The organism is Stutzerimonas stutzeri, assembly GCF_024448955.1.
Classification (GTDB): Bacteria; Pseudomonadota; Gammaproteobacteria; order Pseudomonadales; family Pseudomonadaceae; genus Stutzerimonas; species Stutzerimonas stutzeri_AQ.
In genome coordinates this window covers 11,101-36,680 of the sequence record NZ_JAMOIH010000006.1, presented here as the reverse complement: position 1 = coordinate 36,680, position 25,580 = coordinate 11,101, and the positions used below count along the sequence as shown (strand labels likewise).

Sequence of the window (25,580 nt, the reverse complement as noted above, 5' to 3'; positions counted from 1 at the left end):
GTTATGCCGGCTGCGGCGAGCTAAGAAAGTCGTCATACCTCTGTGTTGACAAACCATTTCTGGCGGAAAATACTCGCCATTAGTACGACGACATACAGAGCGTGCAAATCAGAAGAACAATGCCCAGGACAGTCTCGCTGCTATGAAAATCACCCGTGTCAGTGTCGAAGTGTTTTCCTATCCCACGCGCCGCGCCGTAGACAGCGCCGGTCACTCCCACCCAGGTGAAGAAGTCCAGGCGCGCATGGCGCTGCTGCGGATCGCTACCGAAGATGGCTGTGAAGGCTATGCCTTCGGTGCGCCGGAATTGCTTCGTGCACATATCATCGAAAGCTACGTGCGCAAGGTACTTGTCGGACAGAACGTCCTGGACCGCGAGCGCATCTGGCAGGACCTAGCACATTGGCAGCGCGGGAGCGGCGGACAATTGACCGATCGCAGTCTGGCGCTGGTCGAGCAGGCGCTCTGGGATTGGGCTGGGCGCAGATTCGAGGTGCCGGTCTACAAACTGTTGGGCGGCTATCGCGACAAGGTGCGGGCGTACGGTTCGACCATGTGTGGGGACGACACGCCGGGTGGTTTGTCCACTCCGGACGAATACGGTCAGTTCGCTGAAAAGCTGGTCCGCCGTGGATACAAGGGCATCAAATTGCACACCTGGATGCCGCCTATTTCCTTCGCGCCCGACCCCAGAATGGACGTCAGGGCTTGCGCTGCGGTGCGTGAAGCCGTTGGGCCGGATATTGCGCTGATGCTCGATGGCTACCACTGGTACAACCGGACCGATGCGCTCTATATCGGCCAGGAAATCCAGAAGCTCGGCTTTGCGTGGTTCGAGGAGCCGATGATAGAAGAGTCGGCCGAGTCCTACGCCTGGCTCGCGGCGAACCTCAGCATTCCGGTGCTTGGTCCTGAAAGTCTGGGCGGCAAATACCACAGCCGTGCCGGTTGGGTCAGTGGAAAGTCCTGCGACATCCTGCGAGCGGGTGTGGCGGGAGTTGGCGGTATCGGGCCGGTCATGAAGGTGGCGCACTTGGCGGAGTCCTTCGGTCTCGATTGCGAAATCCACGGAAACGGCGCGCCCAATCTTGCCGTCGTGGGTGCGATCAAGAACTGCGGGTGGTACGAACGCGGTTTGCTGCATCCCTTCCTGGAGTACGACGACGTACCGGCCTATCTCAACAGCATCGTCGACCCGATGGACGATGAAGGGTTCGTGCACTTGCCGCAGAGGCCTGGACTGGGTGAAGACATCAACTTCGCTTACATCGAGGCCAATACGCTGAGTCGCCACTGAAATCCCGAGAGACCAGCTTCAAGTCTGAATAAATACAAAAAGGCTGACCCATGAAGCGTTCCAGTAATCCCCCGCTGTTGCCAGGTCAGACGGCCTGGCCAGCACTACCAAGTTGCACGCCCGTTACCACGGGATGCATATGGCGCTCCGATGATTCTTGCGGGCGATCCCCGCCTGAATCGTCTGGCTGAACGGCTTGGTTCCGTTGTAACGCCCTCAATAAACCTTTGCTGTATTTGAAATTCGCTCTGCGCGGTGATGGTTTTCTTTCGCCTGGAAAAGCGTAACTGAAAAAATAAGGTGAGTTGGTTAAGGGCGCCGAGAATTGGGATATCCATTCTCGCGAACTTTTAATCTCAACTAATAAGAATAAAATCATGAAAAATAAAATCTGTGTCATGACCATGGCGGCGACTGCCGTGCTTTCATCGTTTGGCAGTGTCGCATTCGCTGACGGTTATATTAATTACCGGCACCAGTATCTGGACGATAGTCGTCTGCATTCAGATCGCCTTCTGATCGGCAAGCGCCTTGAAAACGGCCTCGGTTTTCATGGCGAACTCAAATATAAAACTGCCGGTTCGCGCAAGGATGTGGCGTTCGATAACACGGTCGGCAGTGGCCATGAGCTGGTCATTGACTACCGCCACGCACTCTCGCCGAAATGGACGCTGACGCCTTTCTTACGGCTGGACAGTGTCGAAGAATCCATGACATATAGCGGCGGCCTGCGTGTCGATCACCGTCTGAACGAGCAGTTCAATCTCGCCGGTCGCTATCGCTACGAGGCGCGCAAGCTGGACCGCGACAAAGTCGACGAAACGATACCGGACAGGGCCCGACAGGATCAGCACATCAATCGGTTCGATGGCTGGCTCACCTACATGCCGGGCGGCAACTGGACGTACGAATATAACTTCGTCTACATGAAAACCGACTATGTCCGCTTCGATAACGAGAAATACGATTACGAAAACAATTTCGCCTTCAAATACCGTTGGGACAAGAACTGGCAACCGTTCTTTGAAATCGGTGACGTCAAGGTCAATTCGACTGACGATGAAAGACAACTGCGCTTGCGCGTGGGTGTGCATTACAAGTTCGACTAGCCATCAACAGACATGCGCAGCGCCGAGTTGCCGAGCCGGTCGACCTGTTGATATGGCCCGGTACAACGTCGATGCCTCCCAATACGAGAGAGCGTAATGAACATAGATATTCTGGTAGTGGCCGGCTACTTCTTACTGATGATCTTGATCAGTATTGCCTTCCGCAAAATGGCGAATCAGTCGACCAGTGATTACTTTCGCGGCGGTGGCCGTATGTTGTGGTGGATGGTCGGTGCCACGGCCTTTATGACGCAGTTTTCCGCCTGGACTTTCACCGGCGCCGCAGGCAAAGCGTTCAACGATGGATTCGCCGTTACCTTTGTATTTCTCGGCAATATCTTCGCTTACATCTTTTCCTACTGGTGGTTCAGCCATCGCTTCCGGCAAATGCGTGTCGACACGCCCACCGAAGGCATTCGACGCCGTTTTGGCAGTGGCAATGAGCAATTCTTCACTTGGGCCATCATTCCGCTGAGCGTGCTCAACGGCGGTGTCTGGCTCAATGGTTTAGCAATTTTCGTCGGCGCCGTGTTCGGCTACGACATGACCACTACCATTTGGATTACCGGTATCTCGGTGCTACTGGTCTCGCTGCTCAGCGGAGCTTGGGGCGTGGTTGCCAGTGACTTCGTCCAGACGTTGGTGGTGGCGGTGATCTCGGTGGCTTGCGCCATCGTGGCGCTGGTTGCCGTTGGCGGGCCGGGTGAAATCGTCAGCAAGTTCCCGTCCGACTTCTTCATGGGGCCGGACATGAACTACGGGCTGTTACTGGTGGGCTCGTTCATCTTCTTTCTGGTCAAGCAGCTGCAAAGCATCAACAACATGCAGGACTCCTATCGCTTCCTGAACGCGAAGGACTCGGCCAATGCGCGCAAAGCCGCATTGTTCGCCCTGGTGTTGATGGTGTGCGGCACGCTGATCTGGTTCATTCCGCCCTGGGCAACCGCCGTGCTTTATCCGGATGCCCTTAGTGCGCACGCCGAACTCGGCAACAAGGCCAGTGATGCGGTGTATCTGGTCTTTGCCGAGCGCCTGATGCCGATCGGCACCATCGGTTTGCTGGTGGCGGGTTTGTTCGCGGCGACGATGTCGTCGATGGATTCGGCGCTGTGCCGTAACGCGGGGATATTCGTCCGCAGCTTCTGGGTGCCGGTCGTGGCCCGCAACAAGCCGCTGAGCGAGGGTAAGCTGCTGCGCATCAGCCAGGTCGCGACTATCGTAAACGGCGTGTTGGTGATTCTGATCGCTCAGATGTTCGCCCAGCTCAAGGGGCTCAGCCTGTTCGAGCTGATGATGCGTGTCGCGACGCTGTTGCAATCGCCGATCCTGGTGCCGCTGTTCTTTGGCATGTTCATCCGCCGCACGCCCAAGTGGGCGGCGTGGGCCACGGTTTGCTTTGGCATGCTGGTGTCCTGGCTGGTGATGACTGTATTCACCGCGCAATGGTTTGCCGGCGTATTCGGGATCAGCCTGACCGGTCGCGAATTGTCCGAGCTGACCACCACCATCACCGTCGCGGCGCACCTGATATTCACCGGCGGTTTCTTCTGCGCCACCAGCCTGTTCTACAAGCCGGAAACTGCCGCCGACGAAGAGGGCGAGCGTACCGCGCACTTCTTCCGCGATGTCGAAACGCCGGTGATCGCTGATAACGATCAAGACATCTACGACCGGCTGCAGCGCAGCAAGCTGGGGCAGATCAGCCTGATGATGGGTGCCGGCCTGATGCTGATGGTGCTGTTACCGAACCCATTGTGGGGACGGCTGATGTTCGCCGGTTGTGCCTTGTCCATCCTGCTGGTCGGCTACCTGCTCAAGCGTAGCGCCGAAGTAGATCCGGTCGAACGGTTAGTGCCTACGCCGCTGGCTGAGCGGCCTTCCTAAGTTTTGCGTTGACCAACATCGGCCTCGTTTGCCGGTGTTGGTTTTTTTATTCGATGTGACGTGGCGAAGAGCTGGCGATGACCTCACTGGACCAGGCGGTACTGGCGGTATACGTGCTGTTCATCATCGGCGCGGCCCAGTGGTTTCGTCGTATGGCCAGCGACAGCAGCCAGTTCATCAACGGCGGAGGCTCCATGCCGTGGTGGATGGCCGGCGCCACGGCATTCATGACCCAGTTCAGCGCCTGGACCTTTACCGGAGCCGCCGGCAAGGCTTACACCGACGGCTTCGCGGTGTTGATGCTGTTCTGGGGCAATGCCCTTGGTTTCTTCATCGCGAGTCGATTCTTCGCTGCGCGTTATCGCAAGCTGCGGGTCGAAACCTCGATGCAGGTCATTGCGCAGCGCTTCGGCAGGCCGACGGAGCGCCTGTTCACCTGGCTGCAGTTGCCACTCTCTACCTTGACCGCGGCGATCTGGCTCAACGGTCTGGCTTACATCATTTCCGCCATGACCGGTTTCGGCATGGTGCCGGTCCTGCTGGGTACGGGCGTGGTGATCACCTTCATCGCGGCCAGCGGCGGGGCCTGGACGGTCAGTGCCACGAACGTGATCCAGTTGGTGCTGATACTGGCCATCACGCTGGTCACCGGCAGCTATGCGCTCTACGCCAGTGGGGGCCCGGTCGAAATGATCAGCGACTTTCCGGTGAATTTCTGGCTCGGCCGGGACATGAGCATGGTCGGCATCCTTGGGTTCTGGATGGCGGTGATTCTCATGCAGCAAACCGTCTCGACCAACAACGCCATCACCTGTTATCGCTTCCTCGTCACGCGTAATGAACGCGAGGCGCAGAGAGCGGCGCTGCTGGCCGGGGTGCTGTTCGTCATCGGCCCGGTATTGTGGTTCATCCCGCCTTGGGTCGCCGCGGCCTGGCATGTGGATCTGGCCGTCCAGTATCCCCAGCTTGGCGAACAGACCACCAACGCGGCTTATCTTTACTTCGTGGAGCGGGCGATGCCGGCGGGAACCCTCGGGTTGACGCTTGCCGCGATGCTGGCCGCGACGATCGCGCCGATGAGTGCCGCTCTCAACCGCAACGCCGGCATCTTCATACGAAACGTGTATCAGCGCCCCGGTCACACCGAGCCGCAGCTGATGAAGGTCGGACGCCTGTTCACGCTGCTAAACGGTTTCCTGGCGACGCTGGTGGCATGGTGGATGGCGCAGCAGACCGAGTTCGATTTTTTCGACCTCGTCCTGATGATCAGCTCGATGTTGCTGCTGCCGATGTCCATCCCCGCGATGCTTGCCGTGCTGGTGCGCCGCACGCCGGACTGGGCCGGCTGGAGCACGGTGGCGGTCGGTGGCCTGGTATCGGCGAGTATGTATCTGGGGTTCAACCCGGTGGTGCTGCCGGAATGGCTGGGTGGCGGGGCGTTTAGTCCGCGCGAGGCGGGCGATCTCAAGTTCGCTGCGACCGTGCTGGCGCATCTGACCCTCACCAGCGGCTACTTCTTTTGCACCCGCCTGTTCTATCGGCCCCGACGCAATTCCAGGCGAATGCGGCAGTTGCGGGCGATGTTCAGCAACATGTGCCTATCACTGCAGCCAGCCGAGATGGCCCGCGCCGACCCTTTGCAGGCCCGGCAACTCGGCGCGTTGTTGTTCGGGTTGTGCATTTTGCTGCTGCCCTTGTTATGGCTGGCGGAAGATCCGCAAGGGCTTTGGTTGCATGCCGCGATTGTCCTGACGGTGGGCGCGGCTGGGCTGGCGCTGCGCCGATTGGCCAGAAACGATGAAGGCGCGCGGCCAGATTGACAGTCGGTGCGCTTACTCGACGTGGTAGGGCGACAGCTTCGCCATGTGCGCCCGACGCAACCGCTCGCGGCTGTTGTTCAGATGCAGATACATGGCAGCTCGGGCCGATTCGGGGCTTTGCATGGCTATGGCGCCGAAGATGCTGTCATGCTCGTGGTGGACCTGCTCGAGATAGGCCAGGCGGTCTGCGTTCGAGACATAGGCGGAGTTCATCTGCGTGCGCGGGATCAGTTTGGTACCCAGGTGCTTCATGATGTCGAACATGTAGCGGTTGCCGGACGCTCTGGCGATGCGCAGGTGGAACTGGAAGTCCGCATGAATGGCGATGCCTGGTTTCCTGGAGTCCGGCTCCTTCATTGCCTGCAGCGCTTGCTGGATGTCTGCCAGTTCGCCATCGGTGCGATTGCGTGCGGCCATCGCGGCTGTGTCGACTTCGAGACTGATGCGTAGCTCGAGTAGATGCAGCACTTCTTCCAGCGTGGTGATGCTCTCCGGGCCGAGGCGCAGTTCTTGCGGTGGCGGCATGTCAATGATGAAGGTGCCTACGCTGCGGCGCGTTTCCACAAGGCCCGCTGCCTGCAGCCGCAGGATGGCCTCACGAACAACGCTGCGGCTGAAGCCTTCATTGCTGGCGATTTCGACTTCCGGCGGGAGTTTTTCGCCGCGTTTCAGTACCCCGTCGCGGATGTACTGAGACAACCTCGCCACCAGGATTTCGGCGCGGCGCTTCGGCTGTTGTGGATGCCCTTCGATCATGTACGGCTCATTTTTCTTTAGGTCGACCTGAACCATCAGCCGGCAGGATACACATTTCAGCATCCATGCCGCTTGTTAGCGCTGAAGCCGTCACGCAAACGTTTTGCAGTGGGTGGCCGATCAGATCGGCTTCACCCCGATTCCCCGTGCCATCAGCGCCGCCAGCAGCGGGATGAGTAACAGGGCAAGCAATTCGATGCGGATGATCAGCTTGACCCAACGCGCTTTGGTTGGGCTGATCAATGGGATCTGTCCGGCCTTCAGCGCGGGGCGCCACTTGAGAAAGGTCACGGTGGGGTAGATCGACAACAGCGCGACCACCACGAACAGCCCGATCTTGGCGTGAAAGAAGCTATTGTTGAGGTAGTAATCCAGACCCTTGCCGTAATGCATGGCACGCGCGGCGCCGGTGATCAGTACCACGCCGGCGACGATACCGAACGCCAAGTCGACGCGGAACAGGCTGCGCGCGCGCTTGAAGTTCAGCGGCAGGCGAAAGAGCTGGTGTTCGAGCACCAGCAGGGCAAACAGCAGGAAGATCGCCACGAAGTGCAGATAAGCGGCGACGGCGTAGGCCATTTTTCAGCGTCCTTTGGTTGTGTTTGCTGTAAGGGTTTCGGTCACGGTGGGCGCTGCGTGGACCGAGGCGAACCATTGTTGCTGGCGTTGCAGACGTCGGGCGATGCTGCCCAGGCAAATGCCGCGCACCAGCATGAAGGTGAGGAAGGCCAACCACAATCCATGATTGCCCATCTCGCGCAATAGCAAGCCCAATGGTAACGAAATCGCCACGGCGAACAGCATCGCGTTGCGCATTTCCCGCGCGCGGGTCGCGCCGATGAACAGGCCATCCAGCAGATAGCTCCAGACGGCTACCAGCGGCAGCGCGGCTAGATAAGGTAAGTAGGCGAGCGCCGTTTCGCGGACGGCCGGAATGTCGGTCTGAAAGCCGATGAACAGCTCGCCACCGAGCAGGAAGAACAGTCCAAAAGCGAGGCTGGCGAGCAGCGACCAGCCTCCGGCCACGGTCAGGATACGGCGCAACTCGGTACGGTCCTGAGCGCCAATGGCATGGCCGCTGAGCGCTTCGACCGCATGGGCCAGGCCATCGAGCGCATGGGCGGTGAGCATCAGGCCGTTGAGCAACAGCGCATTGGCCGCCACGGTGGCGTCGCCCAGCCGCGTCCCTTGCACGGTGACCAGAAAGAATACGAGCTGAAGCGCCAATGAGCGCACAAAGATGTCGCGGTTGACCGACATCAGTGGCCGCCAGCTGGCCCAGCGGCGCAGGATGCGGCCGTCCAGCTGTCCCGGATAGCGCAGCAAGGCGCCGCGCGTCAGCGCCAGGCCGACCAGCACACCGCACCATTCGGCGATCACCGAGGCGCGTGCCGCGCCGGCCACGCCCCAGTCAAGGCCGAGGACGAACCAGAGGTCCAGCGCGACGTTGACGAGGTTGGTGGTCAGCAGGATCGCCAAGGGCGCACGGGCATTCTGCGTGCCGAGGAACCAGCCGATCAGCGCCAGGCTCGCCAGTGCGGCGGGCAAGCCGAACAGGCGGGTGTAGAAATAATGCTGGGTGAGCGCGTCGAGCTCGGCCGAGGGTTGCATCAGCTGCAAGGCGAAGCCTTTGAGCGGCAAGGCAACCATGCTCAATAGCAGCGCGAAGCCCAGCGCCAGCAACAAGCCCTGCAGGAGGATCTGGCGCAGCGACCCGCCGTCTTCGCGCCCGGCGGCCTGCGCGGCGAAGCCGGTGGTGCCCATGCGCAGAAAGCCCATTACCCACACCAGCAGGGTGTACAGACTGCCGCCCACCGCCACCGAAGCAAGCTGGTGTGCGTGTGGTAGATGGCCGATCACGGCGCTGTCGACCAGCGCCACCATCGGCACGGAGATATTGGACAGAATCATCGGTGCAGCCAGCGCCCATACCCGTTTATGGGTGGGCGCGTGCTGCCAGGCGGTCAACAACATGAAGGGCTCCAGAACAGCCCGAAATGATACGTCGGCACGACGAAGGCGGCCAGCGAGCGGGCTGCCGGCGAAAAGCTGAAGGGTCGAAAGCGCGCTAGAAGCTTGACGATGAAGCAGCGTCCTGGTGCTTTTGTCTTCTAGCTTCCAGCCATCTACTCCATCAATGAATTAGCCAGCTCAACAGCCAGAGGCCCAGAAACAGGTAAATCACACCGGCGATGAACGAGCGTCGGAAGAAGGCTCGGAATGCCCCAACGAGTAGCAACAGGCCGATGGCCAGCGCAATCAGGCTGATTATCGAGCGGTCCATGCCCAGCGTTCTCGACAGGCCTTCGAGGAAGTTGGCTCCAGCCTCGGCAAACAGATAAAAGATCCCGCTGAGTGCATCGACGATGTAGCGAATCACCGTGCCGAGTGCCTGGCCCAACCATTCGAAAAAGCTTTCCACCCGCATGTTGCTCTCCTGCCGTACGATCCAAGGCTGCAAGCGCAGCCGTTCCATGGGGCATTGGGCTACCAATCCGTCTGGCAGTTCCCAGCGTCTGATTGAACCCACCGCTCGCTGATGGGTCAGTACCGGGTTGATCCGCCTTCCGTTGAGCGTGTCACCTAATTGCAATCTTTCCCGAGCAGGCTGTTCGCCGTTGCTCCGATGAGAAGAACAGATGCCGATCATTACCAATGTACGACCGCTGTGGCTGCCGGGCGCGCGCCCTCGGGTCTGGGCGCTAGGCTTGCTGGCCGCCGCTTCGTTCTATTGCGCCACGGCGTTTCACCTGGATGAGCGGCTGTACTACGGGCTGAAGTCGGCCTGGCATGAGAACAGCTGGGAAGCGCGTAGTCTCTGGTTGCCTGAATACAAGGTGCGTGTCGATGCGCTACCGGTGGCCTCGGTCGACGACAACCTCTCCGGACTGACCTTCGATGAGCGCCGCGATCACCTCTGGGCGGTGGTCAACAATCCCGAGGAGCTGGTCGCGGTGGATCGCGATGGCAACTTCCTTGCGCGCTATCCACTGAAGGGCTTCACCGACGTCGAAGGCATTACCTACCTGGGCGACAACCTGCTGGCGGTTGCCGAAGAGCGCAGCCAGACGCTGGTGATCCTGCCGGTGCCCGAGCGCCCCGGCGCGCTGCAGCGCGCGGACTATGCATCGGTCTCGTTGGGACTGGGCTCGGGCGACAATACCGGTTTCGAAGGGCTTGGCTATGATCGCGCCGGTGACCGGCTGTTCGTGGTCAAAGAGCATTCGCCGCGCAAGCTCTACGAAATCCAGGGCATCAAGAGCAGCCTGCACGGTCAGTTGAACCTGAACATCATCGACCGCCAGGAATGGATAGAAGACAAGGACATGGCCAGCGATCTGTCTTCGGTGCACTTCGACGAGGGCACCGGGCATCTGGTGCTGCTCAGCGACGAAGCGAAGATGATGCTGGAGCTCGACAGTGACGGTGAGCTGGTCAGCTATCGCTCGTTGTGGAGCGGTTTTGCCGGGCTGAAAGACAGCGTGCCCCAGGCCGAGGGCATGACCTTCGACGACAAGGGCGAGCTGTATCTGGTCAGCGAACCCAACTTGTTCTACGCCTTCGAGCGCGAGTAGCGGCGGACCGTCGCGTCAGCCGCGGCGGATCATCCAGACGCCAGCGACGACCAGCAGCAGGCCGGCGATCTTTCCGATGCTGATCGACGATTGCCGGAATCCCGCCCAGCCGAAGTGATCGAGCAGCAGCGCCATGGCCAGCTGCCCGGCCAATATCAACGCCATGAGCAGCAGCGCGCCGATGCGCGGGCCGGCGAAAGCCGCCGTGGCGATCAAGACGCAGCCCATCAAGCCAGTGGTCCAATGCCACCAGTTCAGGCTTTTCAGCGCTTGAAGCGAAGGCACGTCTCGCTGGATCAGAACGACGCAGATCAGCGCCACGGTGCCGATTGCAAAGGACAGCAACGCTGCGCCCATGACGCTGTTCAGGTGTTTGGCGACCTGCCCGTTGATGCCAGCCTGCAGCGGTAAGAACGCCCCCGCGATAAACGGCAAAACAAAAAGCCACCAGGCAACGACCGGCATTCGAACCTCTCCATTAATTAGACAAAACGAGTTCAGCCCCGCCGGGCTCGGCGAGGGCTATGGCATCGGGCACTCAGTGCGGCGGGTATTGGGACAGGACTTTCGTGACTGTCTCGCGAAACATCCCGGCGCGTTCCTGCGGGCTGCCGGGATTATCGCGCAGAACTTGCTCGGCGCTGCCGCGCCAGATCAGCTTGCCGTCATCGGCATCGTAGAAATCGATCTGCAGTGTGCCGACCTGGTAGTGAATAGTGCGTGTATCGGTGTACATCGGCCCGCCCCAGAAGCCGTGCCAGGGGCTACCCCAGGCACCCATCGACGCGGAAGTGTACTGCTGGGAGCGCTCGTCGACGATGAACCAGGCCTGGACCAGCACATCTGCCGGGTTGTTGGCCTGGGCCTGGCGCAGGCCGCGTTGATCGAGCTGCTCGCTGACCGCGCTGAGAATGCGCTGTTCGGTGAGGTCGCTCTTGATGCGCGGGTCGTCCGGGCGGTACTGCAATGCCGGCTCCTGCCAGTCCCAGGTCCGGTAGGCGGAAAAATCGCGCTGCGGGTCGAAGTCGCGTTGCACCTGCGTGCTCTGGCAGGCCACCAGCAGCAGGAGCAGGGGAAGCATCAGCAATGAACGGATCATCTCGGTTCTCCTCGCAATAGGGCAGGCGCAGGCTCAGCGCGGCGGGTAGTCGGCAAGGGCGCGGTTCACGGCGTCACGTGCCGCATCCTTGCGCTCGCCCTGATCGCCGCCGCTACGGGCTTCGGCACGGTTGCTCCAGACGGATTGGCCGGAGCTCGCGTCGAACATCTCGATGCGCACCGATACCACCTCTTCTTCATAGTTGCGCACGATGGGCGCGCTCGTTCCGATGCCGTAGCCGCTGCCGTATCCATAGCCGCCGCCATAGCGACCCACGCCGACGCGGGGCCCGTAATCATCGTAGGTTTGTCGCACCCGCGTTTCCATCTGGGCGCTGGCACTGATCTGCACATCGCCCCGGCTGTTGTTTGGCGCCGGGCGCAGACCGCGTTGATCCAGGGCGCCGGCGACCATTTCCTGCAATTCTTCACCGGCAAGCGAGGCTGTGCCGGCTGGCGGGGTGCGCCAGCTCCAGCTCTGGTAGCTGGAAAAGTCTCGCGGCGCGGCCGGGTAGATCGGAGACTGGATCTGCTCGACAGGCGGCGCTGGCGGAATCGGAGCGGATTCGCTGGTGTAGGGGTTGCTGTTCTGGCAGGCCGCAAGACTTAGGCCGAGCAGGGGGCAGAACAGTGGCAAAGCAATGCGGATCGACATCGGTACCTCCCGGCCGGCATTCAGCGGGGCCGACACAACCAGTGCAGGTAACGCCCGAGGCCGGCGAAAGTAGGGTGGCGGCGGTACGCCAGTTCCATCTCGATCAGGTCGGCAGGCTCGGTGCGGGCCTGGAAATCGGCGGGCATGTAATCATGGAATACACGCACGCCACTGGTTGATTCGACCCGCCAGTGCGGTGCGAGTTGCGCGGCCAGCTCACGTGGATCGAGGGGCTGTTGCGGCGTCAGGCTCTGGCGTTCACCGGCAAAGCTCTGGCTGCGCAGCTTCTTGAAATGGCCCTTGAGCAGGTTGCGGTAGATCAGCGCGTCGCGGTTGTAGAAGGCCAGCGACAGCCAGCCATCGGCGGCGGCCAGGCGATGCAGTACCGGCAGGATCGCCCCCGGTTCGGCCAGCCATTCCAGCACCGCGTGGCAGATGACCAGATCGAAACGGCCTTCCACATGGCTTTCTACGTCCTGCCAGGGCGCCTGAATAAAGGTGGCGCTCTGGCCAGCTTCGGCGAACTGCTTTCGGGCCCCTTCGAGCATCGGCTCGGCCGGCTCCGCGAGGGTGACCTGATGGCCCTGCTGCGCCAACCAGAGGCTCATGTGGCCAAGCCCCGCCCCGATATCGAGCACGCGAAGCGGGCGTTGCGGCAGCACTTCGGCGAGGTCTGCCTGCAACACTGCGAGGCGGATCGCGCCCTTGGCGCCACCGTAGATCTTCTCGGCGAAGCGCGTCGCCAGCTCGTCGAAATGGCGGTCGCTCATTGGGCGAACCGCCGCTCGTTATCCGCCAGCTTGGCCAGCAGCGCTTGCTCCATGTCGATGCCCAGCTCGCTGCACATCAGCAGCAGGTACATGAGGATGTCGCCGACTTCCTGGCCGGCGTGTTCCAGCTTGTCGGCGGGCAGCTGGCGCGACTCGTCCTCGGTCAGCCACTGGAAGATTTCCACCAGCTCGGACATTTCTACGCTGGCGGCCATGGCCAGATTCTTCGGGCTGTGAAAGCGATGCCAGTCGTTGCGATCGCGGATGGCGTGCAGGCGTTGAGTGATCTGTTCGATGTTCATCAAAGGGCGGCTCGTTGGAAGGCCGCTAGCTTCCGTCAGCACGCCGATGCTCGCAAGGGGCAGCATCGGTTCAAATGGTCTCGGCGGTGCAGCGTACCTTGAGCACCCGTGCCACGGCGAGCACGCCGGGGCGGTAGTCGTTCTGCTCGATGGCGCGAATCGCCTGGTCCAGCGCCAGCTCGGCGATCTGCTCATGTTGCTGGGAGATGGCGTTGACCCGTATCGGCAGAAAATCCAGCAACTGCGCGTCACCAAAGGTCGCCAGCCGCAACTGCGCAGGCCATAGCAGACCGCGTTCGCCTAGGGCATCGAAGACGCCTTCGAGCAGAACGTAGGCGGTAGTGATCAACGCATCGGGCATCGCGCCGCGATCGAGTAGCGCCAACATCTGCTCACGGCCGCAGGTGCGGCTGAACTGCTCGGCCTGCAACACACTGATTTTTCCATGATGCTGAGCGAGTGCCTGGCGGAAACCCTCTTCGCGCTGCTGACTGATGCGCAAGCCGGGCCGAGCGCTGATCAGCGCGATATGCGCGTCGGTTGGCGAATGCAGGGAGTGCGTCAGTTGTGCGGCGGCTTGATGATCGTCGCTGACTACCGAGCAGAACTGGTCCGGGTCCAGTGCTCGGTCGAGGGCGATGATCGGCGTGCCGCTGGCGAGCAGCTTGCGGTAACTGGCGTCGTCAGCCGGCAGGGAGCTGGCGACGATCAGCGCATCGCAGCGGCGCGAGCGCAGCACCTGGATGACCTGGCGTTCGGTTTCCGGCTCGTCATCGGAGCCGACGATCAATAACTGATAGCCACGTAGCCGGGCGCGTTGTTCGAGCAGTTTCGCCAGCCGCGCATAGCTGGGGTTTTCCAGGTCGGGGACGATGAAGCCCAGGGTGCGTGACTGCCCGCGTCGCAAACCGGCCGCCTGTTGATCGAGCTGGAAACCCTGTTGCTCAGCCACTGCCATCACCCGGTCCACCGTGGCCTGGCTTATCCGTCGCTGTACGGCTTTGCCGTTGAGCACGTAGCTGGCAGTGGTCACCGAGACGTTGGCGAGGCGGGCGATGTCAGTCAGTTTCAACGAGCGGTCCTTAGGGTCTGTTCCCGTTTCGTCGCGGCCGCGACGGCGCCAGTTTTTGCGCGAGACAAGGCGCGAGTCGTGCAGTTTGGTCGTCCAAATAAGCGACGAGAAACGCAGTATCGCGCAAAAAAACTGGCCCGTTCCTTCGGGTTGCGCGGCTCGCAGCGAAACGGAACAGACCCTATCCGAGACGGGTGGTATGAACTCGGGCTTCTAGAGTTACCCAATATTGCGTAATGTGCCAGTCTTTGCTGAAACGTTTCAGCAGCTATCCGGTCATAAGCGCCAGCCCATTATCTCAATCCCCCGGCCGGCAAAGAAACAATCGTGAGCCCGCACAGGAGTTCTTCATGCTTGAGTTGAATGCCCAGCATATCCACATGCATCAGGCGGCAACCGACAAGCCTGCCGCCCTGGCCTTGTTGGCCGAGGTGCTGGTCGCTGACGGGCTGGTGGCGCCCGGTTATCTCGACGGGCTTCGTGCGCGCGAAGCGCAGGGCTCGACCTTTCTTGGCCAGGGCATCGCCATTCCGCACGGCACGCCGGAAACCCGCGATCAGGTGTTCACCACCGGCGTACGCCTGCTGCACTTTCCCGGCGGCGTGGACTGGGGCAACGGCCAGCAGGTTTACCTCGCCATCGGCATCGCCGCGCGTTCGGATGAGCATCTGCGTTTGCTGCAGTTGTTGACCCGAGCGCTTGGCGAGGGTGATCTCAGCGAGGCATTGCAGAAGGTGGAAGGCCCCGAGGCGATCATCGATCTGCTGCAGGGTGCGCCGCAGGAGTTGGCGTTGGACGGTGAGCTGGTGGCGCTCGGTGTGACCGCCGATGACTTCGACGAGTTGGCCTGGCAGGGCGTCAAATTGCTCAAGCGCGCCCAGTGCGTGGAGCCCGGCTTCAATGCCGGGCTGGCACTGAGCCAGGCGCTGCCACTGGGCGATGGGCTGTGGTGGCTGAGCAGCGAACAGTCGGTGCAACGTCCTGGGCTGGCCTTCGTCACGCCAAGCAATTCGTTGCTACACCAGGGGCAACCGCTCAATGGCCTGTTCGTGCTCGCCAGTCTGGGTGAGGCGCATCGGGCAATGCTCGAGCGCCTGTGCAATCTATTGATCGAGGGGCGCGGGCAAGAACTCAGCCAGGCGACGTCCAGCCGCGTGGTGTTGGAAGCTCTGGGCGGCGACGTACCCGCCGACTGGCCAAGCGCTCAGGTGCCGTTGGCCAATGCCCATGGCCTGCATGCGCGGCCGGCCAAGGTGCTGACCGAAATCGCCCAGGCCTTCGATGGCGACATCCGCGTGCGGCTGGCCGGTAGCGAGAGTGCTGGCGTGTCGGTCAAGAGCCTGAGCAAGCTCCTGGCAATGGGCGCGCATCGTGGTCAGGTGCTGGAATTCATTGCCGAGCCTTCGATAGCCGTCGATGCGTTGCCGGCATTGGTACGCGCTGTGGAAGAGGGGCTGGGCGAGGAGGTCGAGGCCTTGCCCGCGCCGGGACAGATGATGGAAAACGCCGGCGCGTCGTTGGCCGCGCAACCTGATCAAAAAACTGTCGAACAAGCGGCGTTGCGCGACGGCGAGCGGGTAATGGCCATTGCCGCCTCGCCCGGCATCGCCATCGGCCCGGTCTTGGTACGCAAGCCGCAGGTGATCGACTACCCCAAGCACGGCGAATCCCCGGAGGCCGAGCTGCAGCGCCTGGATACGGCGCTCGACCGCGTTTTTAGCGAAATCGGTGTGCTGATCGAGGAAAGCCAGGTCGCCAGCATTCGCGACATCTTCACGACCCACCAGGCCATGCTTCGCGACCCGGCGTTGCGCGAGGATGTACAGGCACGACTAAAAAAGGGCTTGAGCGCCGAAGCCGCCTGGGTCGAGGAAATCGAAAACGCCGCGCAGCAACAGGAATCGCTGCACGACAAGCTGCTGGCCGAGCGCGCGGCGGATCTGCGTGACGTTGGCCGTCGCGTGTTGGCCTGTCTCACCGGCGTCGAGGCGGAACAGGCGCCGGACGAGCCTTACATTCTGGTGATGGACGAAGTGGCACCCTCGGACGTTGCCACGCTCAATTGCCAACGCGTCGCAGGCATCCTCACCGCTGGCGGCGGTGCGACCTCGCACAGCGCGATCATCGCCCGTGCGCTGGGTATCCCGGCCATCGTTGGCGCTGGGCCTGGCGTGCTGGGGTTGGCGCCGAACACGCTATTGCTGCTCGACGGCGAGCGCGGCGAACTGCTGGTCGCGCCGAGCGCTGCGCAGCTGGCAGACGCCCGAAGCGAGCGCGCCGAGCGGGAGGAACGCAAACGCCTGGCGAACGAAAGACGAATGGAGCCGGCGATCACTCGCGACGGTCATCCGGTAGAGATCGCCGCCAACATTGGCGCGGCCGGCGAGACCGTCGAAGCCGTTGCCCTCGGAGCCGAAGCCATCGGCCTGCTGCGCACCGAGCTGGTGTTCATGAACCACTCCCTGGCGCCGGACCAGCCGACTCAGGAGGCGGAATACCGCCGCGTGCTGGAAGCGCTCGAAGGGCGGCCCTTGGTGGTGCGTACGCTGGACGTCGGCGGCGACAAACCGTTGCCGTACTGGCCGATGCCAGCTGAGGAAAATCCCTTCCTCGGCGTGCGCGGCATTCGTCTGAGCCTGCAACGCCCGGACATTCTCGAAACCCAGTTGCGCGCGTTGCTGGCCTGCGCCGACGGCCGCCCGTTGCGGATCATGTTTCCCATGGTTGGCAACATCGATGAGTGGCGTAGCGCCAAAGCCATGGTCGATCGCCTGCGTGCGGAGCTGCCGGTGGCCGATCTGCAGGTCGGCATCATGATCGAAATCCCGTCCGCCGCGCTGATCGCACCGGTGCTGGCGCAGGAAGTCGATTTTTTCAGCATCGGCACCAATGACCTGACTCAATACACCCTGGCCATCGACCGCGGCCATCCGACGCTTTCCGGCCAGGCCGATGGCTTGCATCCGGCGGTGTTGCGCCTGATCGATATGACGGTCGAAGCCGCGCACGCACATGGCAAGTGGGTCGGCGTATGCGGCGAGCTGGCGGCCGATGCACTGGCAGTGCCGATGCTGGTGGGCCTGGGCGTCGATGAATTGAGCGTCTCGGCGCGCAGCATCGCGCTGGTCAAGGCGCGGGTGCGCGAGTTGGATTTCGCCGCCTGCCGGCAGTTGGCCCAGCAAGCGCTGATGCTGCCCGGTGCGCATGAAGTACGGGCTTTTGTCGGAGCGCATTGCTGATGGCGCGCGTCCTGACCGTCACCGTTAATCCTGCGCTCGACCTGACCGTGCAGCTGCCATCGCTGCGCCTGGGTGAGGTCAATCGCAGCGAAAGCCTCCAGGTGCATGCCGCCGGCAAGGGCCTCAACGTGGCGCAGGTGCTGGCCGACCTCGGTCACCAGCTGACCGTGACCGGCTTTCTCGGCGCGGACAATCCGCAGGCGTTCGAGCAGTTGTTCGAGACGCGCGGGTTCGCCGATGAGTTCGTTCGGGTGGCGGGGGAAACCCGCAGCAACATCAAACTGGCGGAAGCTGGCGGGCAGGTCACCGATATCAACGGCCCGGGGTTGATGGTCGCCGAGGCGGAGCGCGTCGAGCTGCTAGCCAGGCTAAAGCGCCTCGCGCCCGCACATGATCTGGTGGTGGTTGCCGGCAGCCTGCCGCGCGGCGTTCAAGTGGAGTGGTTTGTCGAACTGTTGCGCACGCTCAAGCAACTCGGCGTGCGGGTCGCGTTGGATACCAGTGGCGCGGCTCTGCGCGCCGGCTTGGCGACGGCGCCCTGGCTGATCAAGCCCAACGAAGAGGAGCTGGCCGAAGCCCGCGGAATGAAAGCCGCCGATGCGCAGGCGCTCGCCCGTGAGGCCTGGCGATTGCAGGTCGAAGGCGTCGAGCACGTGGTCATCTCACAGGGCGCCGAGGGCGTGAGCTGGTTTGCACCAAGCACTGGTTTGCATGCCCATCCGCCCAAAGTGCAGGTGGTCAGCACCGTCGGTGCGGGTGATTCGCTGCTCGCCGGCATGCTTCACGGCTTGCTAGAAAAATGGTCCATCGAACGCACCCTGAGCCACGCCACCGCCATCGCTGCACAAGCGGTCGGGCAAATCGGCTTCGGTATTACCGACACGGCACAACTCGCCGAGCTGGAGGCTGCAGTCCGGCTCCAGCCGCTGAACCAATAACAGGCCGTTGAAAACTACCTGCGTTGTCAAAAGGTCGTTAAAAACAGTCTTGCCTGCCTCGCCTGCGTTTTCAACGGCCTGCCAATTCCAATAAGAGGTGAAAGGAATGAATCTTCTCATCGTCACGGCCTGCCCCAACGGAATGGTCACCAGCGTGCTCACGTCGCGCTTGCTCGAAGCGGCTGCCCATCGCCTGGGCTGGTCGACCGCCGTGGAAGTCCACGATCCGAAGGCCATCGGCTCGCCGCTCACGCCCGCGCAGATCGCCAATGCGGATCTGGTCGTGGTGGTCAAGACCGGGCCGTTATCGCTGCAGCGCTTCATCGGCAAGCGCGTCGCGCAATCGACTCCGTCCGAAGCCCTGCTCGACCCTGAAGGCTTTCTGCGCAGCGCCGCCGACACCGCGGCGGTGCTGGAGCAGGATGATGAGCCGTCAACCACGTCCGCCACCGGCAAGCCCAAGCTGGTCGCAATCACAGCCTGCCCGACCGGCGTCGCGCATACCTTCATGGCTGCCGAAGCCTTGCAGCAGGCGGCGATTCGCAAGGGTTATGACTTGCAGGTGGAAACCCGTGGCTCGGTGGGCGCGCGCAACGTGCTAGAACCCCAGGCTATCGAAGAAGCCGATGTGGTGCTGCTGGCCGCGGACATCGAAGTGGATGTCGGCCGGTTCGCCGGCAAGCGGGTATTCCGCTGCGGCACCGGCGTGGCGTTGAAACAGCCCGACGCAACGCTGGATCGCGCGCTGGAAGAAGCCACGGTGCTCAGCGGCAGCGCCGCGGTCAGGGCCGGCAGTAGCGAGCAGAAGGGCGAGAGAACCGGCGTCTACAAGCACCTGCTCACCGGCGTGTCCTACATGCTGCCGATGGTGGTGGCGGGCGGGCTGTTGATCGCGTTGTCGTTCGTTTTCGGCATCGAGGCGTTCAAGGAAGAGGGCACGCTCGCGGCGGCGCTGATGAAGATCGGCGGCGAGACGGCCTTCCAACTGATGGTGCCCTTGCTGGCCGGCTACATTGCTTATTCGATTGCTGATCGACCCGGACTTGCGCCCGGCATGATTGGTGGCTTGTTGGCCGGAACGCTAGGCGCAGGCTTCATTGGCGGAATCATCGCAGGCTTCGTCGCCGGCTACTCGGCCAAGGCGGTCAGCCGCTGGATTCCGTTGCCGGCGAGTGTCGAATCACTCAAGCCAATCCTGATCATTCCGCTGCTGGCCAGCCTGGTCACCGGCTTGGTGATGATTTACGTGGTGGGCACACCGGTGGCGACGCTGCTCGCCGGGCTCACCGAGTTTCTCGACACTATGGGCACCTCCAACGCCGTCCTGCTCGGACTGCTGCTCGGCACCATGATGTGCGTCGACCTCGGCGGCCCGGTGAACAAGGCGGCCTATGCGTTTTCGGTCGGCCTGCTCGCCTCGCAGAGTTACGCACCCATGGCGGCAACGATGGCCGCCGGCATGGTGCCGCCGATCGGCATGGGCATCGCCAGCCTGATCGCCCGACGCAAGTTCGCCCAGAGCGAACGCGAAGCTGGCAAGGCGGCGCTGGTGCTCGGTTGCTGCTTCATCTCCGAAGGCGCGATTCCGTTCGCCGCGAAAGACCCGCTGCGAGTGATTCCCGCAAGCATCGCCGGCGGCGCGCTGACCGGGGCGCTGTCGATGGCCTTCGGTGCGAAGCTGCTGGCGCCCCATGGCGGGCTGTTTGTGCTGTTGATCCCCAACGCGATCAACCATGCGCTGCTGTATCTGTTGGCGATTCTGGCCGGCAGTCTGGTAACAGGCGTGATCTATGCCGTGATCAAGAAGCCTGAGGCACAGCCGCTCGCCATTGGCGCAGCGACCTGACCAGCGGGCCGAAACCGCTGAACTAAACGCCTTTCCGCTGCATCCACTAAAAGCTGGTCGAAATTCTGTGTCAGAACGTTTCGCCAGCTTTTGCGTTGAAACGAACCGGCTGGAGAGCGTTGGATGAGCATCGAATACGGGCCGCGTCCCTTGCGTATCACCCTGACGGCCATTGTTGTGCTGGTGTTGGGGGCGGTGATGACGATCGGCGGTGGTTACCTCGCGGTACTGGGAGGGTCCTGGTATTACCTGAGCGCTGGGGTCGTGCTGCTCATCGTCGCCGCTCTGCTGTTTGCCCGGCGGCGTGCGGCTATCTGGTTGTATGCATTGCTGTTGCTGGCGACTCTGGTCTGGACGTTCTACGAGGTCGGGTTCGATTGGTGGCAATTGGCGCCACGAATCGATCTCTGGTGCATCCTCGGGCTGTGGCTGATCTTGCCCTTCGTCAATCGGTACGTGAGCGATGGGCTGGTCTGGCGTGACGGTGCCAGTGGGTTGCTCGGGCTCGGCTTGCTGGCTGGGGCGCTGATGGCCGGCTACTCGCTAACGCAGGACTATCACTCGATCAAAGGCGAGTTCAGCGACGCGCAGATGCAGGGTCTCGAGCCCAACGGACAGGCGGGGCGCTCGGCAAGCGAGTGGCCAGCCTACGGCGGCTCAAGCAATGGTGATCGCTATTCGACAGCGGACCTGATTACTCCCGAAAACGTCGGGCGGTTGGAGAAGGCCTGGGAATATCACACCGGCGATTTGCCGGGTGAGGGCGATCCGGGCGAGCTGACCAACCAGGTGACGCCGCTGAAAGTGGGCGACACGCTGTTCATCTGCACGCCACACAGCATCGCCATCGCGCTGGATGCCGATACTGGCGAGGAGCGCTGGCGCTTCGATCCGAGCATCAACCGTGATGCCGAGTACTACCAGCACATGACCTGCCGCGGCCTCGCGTTTCACGATGCCGGTTCCTATGGTCAGATCGCGACGAATGTCCCGTCGCCGGACCAAGCTGCGGCTCGCTGCGAGCGCCGGCTGTTCCTGCCGACCAATGACGGCACGCTGATCGCGCTGGATACAGAAGACGGCAAACCTTGCGAGGACTTCGGCGATGCCGGGGTGGTGGACTTGAAACTCGGTCTCGGCGAAGGAGCGCTGGGCGTCTATCTGCCGACGTCTCCCCCTGTAGTCACCGAGAAGGTGGTCATCGTCGGCGGCTCGATTACCGATAACGGCGCGGTGGATTCACCCGGCGGCGTCATTCGCGCCTATGACGTGCGCAACGGGCGACTGGTGTGGAATTTCGATCCGGGCAACCCGGATGCTACCGATCCGCTGGCGCCGGGCGAGACCTATGTGCGCAGCACTCCGAATTCCTGGACCATTGCTACTGCCGACGAAGCGCTGGGGCTGGTCTATATCCCCACCGGCAACCAGACGCCGGACCAATGGGCTGTGCCGCGTACGCCCGAATCCGAGCGCTTTACCGACACCCTCGTCGCGCTCGATCTGGAGACTGGCAAGGTGCGCTGGGAATTCCAGACGGTGCACCACGACCTCTGGGACCGCGATTTGCCGTCCCAGCCCACGCTGGTGGATATCGACAGGCCGCAGGGTAAGGTGCCAGCCATCATCCAACCGACCAAGCGCGGCGACCTGTTCGTGCTGGACCGCCGCACGGGCGTCCCGATCGTTCCGGTCGAGGAAGTCCCGGTGCCGCAGGGCACGGTGGAAGGCGACTATGCGGCGCCGACCCAGCCGGTTTCTGCGCTCAGCTATGCACCGGACGAGCCGCTGTATGAAAAGGACATGTGGGGTGGCACACCGCTGGATCAGATGATGTGCCGCATCCAGTTCCGCAAGCTGCGCTATGACGGTGACTTTACGCCGCCGTCAGAGCAAGGCTCGCTGATCTATCCGGGCAATGTGGGCACTTTCAACTGGCCGTCCGTGGCGGTCGATCCGAGCCGGCAGCTGCTGTTCGGTGCGCCGAACTATCTGGCGTTCAAGTCGACCATGGTCAAGCGCAGCGAAGTTGATCCAGAAGAACGCACCGGTGGCGGCGAAACCGGGCTGCAACCCAACCTCGGTGCACCTTATATGGTGCGGCTGGAGCCGTTCATGTCGGTGCTCGGTCTGCCGTGCCAGACGCCACCATGGGGCTTCGTCACTGCAGTTGATCTGCGCAGCATGAAAAAAGTCTGGATGCACAAGAATGGCACCAGCCGCGACAGCGCGCCGCTCGGCATCCCCTTCCCGGTGGGCACGCCGGCGCTGGGCGGACCGATCGTCACCGCTGGCGGTGTCGCCTTCATGAGCGGCACCCTGGATTATTACCTGCGCGCCTATGACCTGCAGAGCGGTAAAGAGCTGTGGAAGGGGCGGCTGCCGGCGGGCGGGCAGGCGACGCCGATGACCTATGTCTCGGAGAAAACCGGCAAGCAGTACGTCGTGCAGATGGCCGGCGGGCACGGGTCGTTTGGGACCAAGATTGGGGATTCGGTGGTGGCGTGGACGCTTGAGGATGACCGTTAAAAACATTCGCGAGCAAGCTCGCTCCTACAGACCCGGCTCGCATTCGCTTTGTAGGAGCCAGCTTTCTGGCGAGGCGTCCAGTGCGGGGCAAGCAGTTCACTTGACAGCCCCGCCCAGCTTTCGCTTTTGTAGGAGCCAGCTTGCTGGCGAAACTTTCAACGCGGGGCAGCAGGCTTAGTCTACAGTCCCGGTCCGGCGGTCGCTTTTGTAGGAGCCAGCTTGCTGGCGAAGCTCTAAGTGGATGGATGGTTAAGCACTATTACAACCATGCCGCATCCCAGAATGGGTAGTCGCCGATGCGCTTGACCAGGCCTGCCCGCAACGGATTTGCCACGATATACCGCGCTACATTGCGCAGGTCTTCCTCATTGCGAACGGCACGGTCGTGATAACCCTTCTGCCAGATCGCACCGCGGGTGCCGTGGAGTCTGTTCAGAGCGATCGCGCTTCTTGACTTCAGCCGCTGCATCAGTTGGTTCAACGAGCCGGCTTCCAATTGCACGAGCCAATGCAGATGGTCAGGCATGACTACCCAGGCTAACGGCCGGATCGCGTCAGACTGACCGATCCGATGGATCTCCTGTGCCAGTAAGGATGCTGAGGACCACTCTGCAAATGCTGCGGTTCGGTTCAGCGTCACGCAGGTTAGTACATACGTGTGGCCGGGCAGGTTGACTCGCCCTTTGCGTAAATCGCGACCATGAAAGCGCATTCCTTTGCGTCCTTTCGGTTGGTGGTGTCTCTGAATTGCGCGACTCGATGTGCGGCGGTTAAAGCTTCGCGAGCAAGCTCGCTCCTACAAAAGGCGGATGTGTAGGAGCGAGCTTGCTCGCGAATGAAGCCCAGGGTTATCGCAACGATCGCCTATCAATGATGCTCGCGCGTCGCCCTGAATTTCACATCGGGCCAGCGCTCTTCCATCAAGCTCAGGTTGACCCGCGTCGGTGCCAGGTAGGTCAGGTGACCACCGCCATCGACCGCTAGGTTCTCGTAGGCCTTATCGCTGAACTCCTTGAGCTTTTTCTCATCGCTGCACTCGATCCAGCGAGCCGACCAGACGTTGATCGCCTCGTAGGCACACTCAACCTTGTATTCCTCCTTCAGCCGACTGGCGACGACGTCGAACTGCAGCACGCCGACCGCGCCGAGGATGATGTCGTTGTTGCGCTCGGGGAAGAACACCTGCGTGGCGCCTTCTTCGGCCAGTTCCTGCAGGCCTTGGCGCAGCTGCTTGGATTTCAGCGGGTCCTTCAGGCGCACGCGGCGGAACAGCTCCGGAGCGAAGTGCGGGATACCGGTGAAACCGAGATTTTCGCCTTCGGTGAAGGTGTCGCCGATTTGGATGGTGCCGTGGTTGTGCAGACCGATGATGTCGCCGGCCCAGGCCTGTTCGAGCATTTCACGCTCGCTGGAGAAAAAGGTCAGCGCATCGGCGATTCGGATGTCCTTGCCAACGCGCGCGTGGCGCAGCTTCATGCCTTTTTCGTACTTGCCCGAGCAGATGCGCATGAAGGCAATACGGTCGCGGTGCTTGGGGTCCATGTTCGCCTGGATCTTGAAGACAAACCCGGTGAATTTCTCTTCCACCGGCTCGACCACGCGCTCGTTGGCTTCACGCGGCAGCGGGCGCGGCGCCCAGTCGACGACGGCATCGAGGACATGGTCGACGCCGAAGTTGCCCAGCGCCGTGCCGAAGAACACCGGCGTCAGTTGACCCGCGAGAAACTCATCCTGGTCGAACTCGTGGCAGGCACCCTGGACCAGCTCCAGCTGCTCGACGAAGCGGTCGTACTCATCGCCGATGTGCTTGCGCGCCTCATCCGAGTCGAGCTTCTCGATAATCTTGACGTCGGTGCGCTCGTGCCCGTGGCCCGGGGTGTAGACGATGATGTAGTCATCGGCCAGGTGATAGACGCCCTTGAAATCGCGGTAGCAGCCGATCGGCCAGGTGATGGGCGCGGCCTTGATCTTCAATACCGCCTCGATTTCGTCGAGCAGTTCGATTGGGTCGCGGATGTCGCGGTCGAGCTTGTTGATGAAGCTGACGATGGGCGTGTCGCGAAGGCGGCAAACGTCCATCAGCGCGATGGTGCGCGGCTCGACGCCCTTACCACCGTCGAGAACCATCAACGCCGAGTCCACCGCGGTCAGGGTGCGGTAGGTGTCTTCCGAGAAGTCTTCGTGGCCTGGGGTGTCGAGCAGGTTGATCATGTGCTCGCGGTAGGGAAACTGCATCACCGACGTGGTGATGGAGATGCCGCGCTGCTTCTCCATTTCCATCCAGTCCGAGGTCGCGTGGCGATCGGATTTACGCGACTTCACGGTACCGGCGACGGCGATGGCCTTGCCCATCAGCAGCAATTTTTCGGTGATGGTGGTCTTGCCCGCGTCGGGGTGGGAAATGATGGCGAAGGTGCGGCGCTTCGCGACTTCGGCGGCCTGAGAGGTCATGGCGGTCCCGGTATTGAAAGCGTGTCGGAAAAAGCCGGCGATTATAACGCAAAGGCTGTCCGTCAGCGTGGCGCACGTCGCTGCGCCTTAGCCGACCAGGCCCGGAGGGGGAACATCGCTGCGTCACATTTGTCGGTTTGAATAAGGGTAGGTTCGTCGACACGGGAAAAAACGGAAGCGAGTACGGATTTTTCATTGATATCGGTCAGCTGTGGTTCTAAAGTTCGCGCCCGAACGTC

Annotated in this window: 21 protein-coding genes; 9 read left to right on the top strand and 12 right to left on the bottom strand. The window is 62.0% G+C overall.

Translation table 11 applies throughout. The annotated features are described in order from the left end of the window. Positions 1-142 precede the first annotated feature (142 nt). The 4 genes from NA645_RS08090 (at position 143) to NA645_RS08075 (ending at position 6,110) form a co-directional block, all read left to right on the top strand. A complete protein-coding gene (locus tag NA645_RS08090) occupies positions 143-1,297 on the top strand; it encodes a mandelate racemase family protein (RefSeq protein WP_256048362.1) in 1,155 nt (384 codons plus the stop codon). A 377-nt stretch (positions 1,298-1,674) separates the two neighbouring features. Beyond that, positions 1,675-2,406 carry an oligogalacturonate-specific porin KdgM family protein gene (locus tag NA645_RS08085; RefSeq protein WP_256048361.1) on the top strand — a complete coding sequence of 244 codons (732 nt, stop codon included), beginning with the start codon at positions 1,675-1,677 and terminating at the stop codon, positions 2,404-2,406. Between the two features lie 96 nt (positions 2,407-2,502). After that, the gene (locus NA645_RS08080; protein WP_256048360.1) at positions 2,503-4,290 is read left to right on the top strand and encodes a sodium:solute symporter family protein; all 1,788 of its coding nucleotides are present in this window, start codon (positions 2,503-2,505) and stop codon (positions 4,288-4,290) included. 77 nt (positions 4,291-4,367) lie between these two features. Then, on the top strand, positions 4,368-6,110 hold the full coding sequence (locus tag NA645_RS08075; RefSeq protein WP_256048359.1) for a sodium:solute symporter family transporter: 1,743 nt from the start codon (positions 4,368-4,370) through the stop codon (positions 6,108-6,110). 12 nt (positions 6,111-6,122) lie between these two features. On the opposite strand, the gene NA645_RS08070 is transcribed toward NA645_RS08075, so the two are convergent. From NA645_RS08070 to NA645_RS08055, 4 genes are all read right to left on the bottom strand, one after another. Further along, entirely contained in the window at positions 6,123-6,866 is a 744-nt protein-coding gene (locus NA645_RS08070; protein ID WP_256048358.1) for a FadR/GntR family transcriptional regulator, read from the bottom strand. Between the two features lie 120 nt (positions 6,867-6,986). Then, complete coding sequence (locus NA645_RS08065; RefSeq protein WP_256048357.1) at positions 6,987-7,445, bottom strand: DUF2214 family protein; 459 nt, start codon at positions 7,443-7,445, stop codon at positions 6,987-6,989. Positions 7,446-7,448: 3 nt separating this feature from the next. Beyond that, entirely contained in the window at positions 7,449-8,840 is a 1,392-nt protein-coding gene (locus NA645_RS08060) for an MATE family efflux transporter (RefSeq protein ID WP_256048356.1), read from the bottom strand. A gap of 160 nt (positions 8,841-9,000) precedes the next feature. Further along, positions 9,001-9,294 carry a hypothetical protein gene (locus NA645_RS08055; RefSeq protein WP_131649855.1) on the bottom strand — a complete coding sequence of 98 codons (294 nt, stop codon included), beginning with the start codon at positions 9,292-9,294 and terminating at the stop codon, positions 9,001-9,003. Between the two features lie 211 nt (positions 9,295-9,505). Between NA645_RS08055 and NA645_RS08050 the strand changes: the two genes are divergently transcribed. Continuing rightward, positions 9,506-10,441: an SdiA-regulated domain-containing protein gene (locus NA645_RS08050; protein WP_256048355.1), complete on the top strand. Its 936-nt coding sequence runs from the start codon at positions 9,506-9,508 to the stop codon at positions 10,439-10,441. Positions 10,442-10,456: 15 nt separating this feature from the next. Here NA645_RS08050 and NA645_RS08045 read toward each other — a convergent pair whose 3' ends face one another. From NA645_RS08045 to cra, 6 genes are all read right to left on the bottom strand, one after another. Continuing rightward, complete coding sequence (locus NA645_RS08045; protein WP_256048354.1) at positions 10,457-10,906, bottom strand: DMT family transporter; 450 nt, start codon at positions 10,904-10,906, stop codon at positions 10,457-10,459. Positions 10,907-10,979: 73 nt separating this feature from the next. Then, a complete protein-coding gene (locus tag NA645_RS08040; protein WP_256048353.1) occupies positions 10,980-11,540 on the bottom strand; it encodes a DUF4136 domain-containing protein in 561 nt (186 codons plus the stop codon). A gap of 33 nt (positions 11,541-11,573) precedes the next feature. Beyond that, positions 11,574-12,194 (bottom strand): DUF4136 domain-containing protein, encoded by a 621-nt coding sequence (locus NA645_RS08035; protein WP_256048352.1) that lies wholly within the window; start codon positions 12,192-12,194, stop codon positions 11,574-11,576. A 20-nt stretch (positions 12,195-12,214) separates the two neighbouring features. After that, positions 12,215-12,964, bottom strand: coding sequence for a methyltransferase domain-containing protein (locus NA645_RS08030; protein WP_256048351.1), 750 nt, complete (start codon positions 12,962-12,964; stop codon positions 12,215-12,217). Further along, positions 12,961-13,266, bottom strand: coding sequence for a nucleotide pyrophosphohydrolase (locus NA645_RS08025; protein ID WP_256048350.1), 306 nt, complete (start codon positions 13,264-13,266; stop codon positions 12,961-12,963). The genes NA645_RS08030 and NA645_RS08025 overlap by 4 nt, the downstream gene beginning before the upstream one ends. A 70-nt stretch (positions 13,267-13,336) precedes the next feature. Then, on the bottom strand, positions 13,337-14,338 hold the full coding sequence (cra, locus tag NA645_RS08020) for a catabolite repressor/activator (protein ID WP_256048349.1): 1,002 nt from the start codon (positions 14,336-14,338) through the stop codon (positions 13,337-13,339). Between the two features lie 350 nt (positions 14,339-14,688). Here cra and ptsP point away from each other — a divergent pair, with 350 nt between their 5' ends. The 4 genes from ptsP (at position 14,689) to NA645_RS08000 (ending at position 22,890) form a co-directional block, all read left to right on the top strand. Continuing rightward, positions 14,689-17,577, top strand: a complete 2,889-nt coding sequence (gene ptsP, locus NA645_RS08015) for a phosphoenolpyruvate--protein phosphotransferase (RefSeq protein ID WP_256048348.1) — start codon at positions 14,689-14,691, stop codon at positions 17,575-17,577. Next, positions 17,577-18,515 carry a 1-phosphofructokinase gene (pfkB, locus tag NA645_RS08010; RefSeq protein ID WP_256048347.1) on the top strand — a complete coding sequence of 313 codons (939 nt, stop codon included), beginning with the start codon at positions 17,577-17,579 and terminating at the stop codon, positions 18,513-18,515. Before ptsP ends, pfkB begins: the two co-directional genes overlap by 1 nt. Positions 18,516-18,621: 106 nt before the next feature. Continuing rightward, a complete protein-coding gene (locus NA645_RS08005) occupies positions 18,622-20,361 on the top strand; it encodes a PTS fructose-like transporter subunit IIB (protein ID WP_256048346.1) in 1,740 nt (579 codons plus the stop codon). A 123-nt stretch (positions 20,362-20,484) separates the two neighbouring features. Then, on the top strand, positions 20,485-22,890 hold the full coding sequence (locus tag NA645_RS08000) for a membrane-bound PQQ-dependent dehydrogenase, glucose/quinate/shikimate family (protein WP_256048345.1): 2,406 nt from the start codon (positions 20,485-20,487) through the stop codon (positions 22,888-22,890). Positions 22,891-23,149: 259 nt separating this feature from the next. Here NA645_RS08000 and NA645_RS07995 read toward each other — a convergent pair whose 3' ends face one another. Both NA645_RS07995 and NA645_RS07990 read right to left on the bottom strand, forming a co-directional pair. Then, positions 23,150-23,602, bottom strand: a complete 453-nt coding sequence (locus tag NA645_RS07995) for an REP-associated tyrosine transposase (protein ID WP_256048344.1) — start codon at positions 23,600-23,602, stop codon at positions 23,150-23,152. A gap of 155 nt (positions 23,603-23,757) precedes the next feature. Then, on the bottom strand, positions 23,758-25,341 hold the full coding sequence (locus NA645_RS07990; RefSeq protein WP_256048343.1) for a peptide chain release factor 3: 1,584 nt from the start codon (positions 25,339-25,341) through the stop codon (positions 23,758-23,760). Between the last annotated feature and the right edge of the window lie 239 nt (positions 25,342-25,580).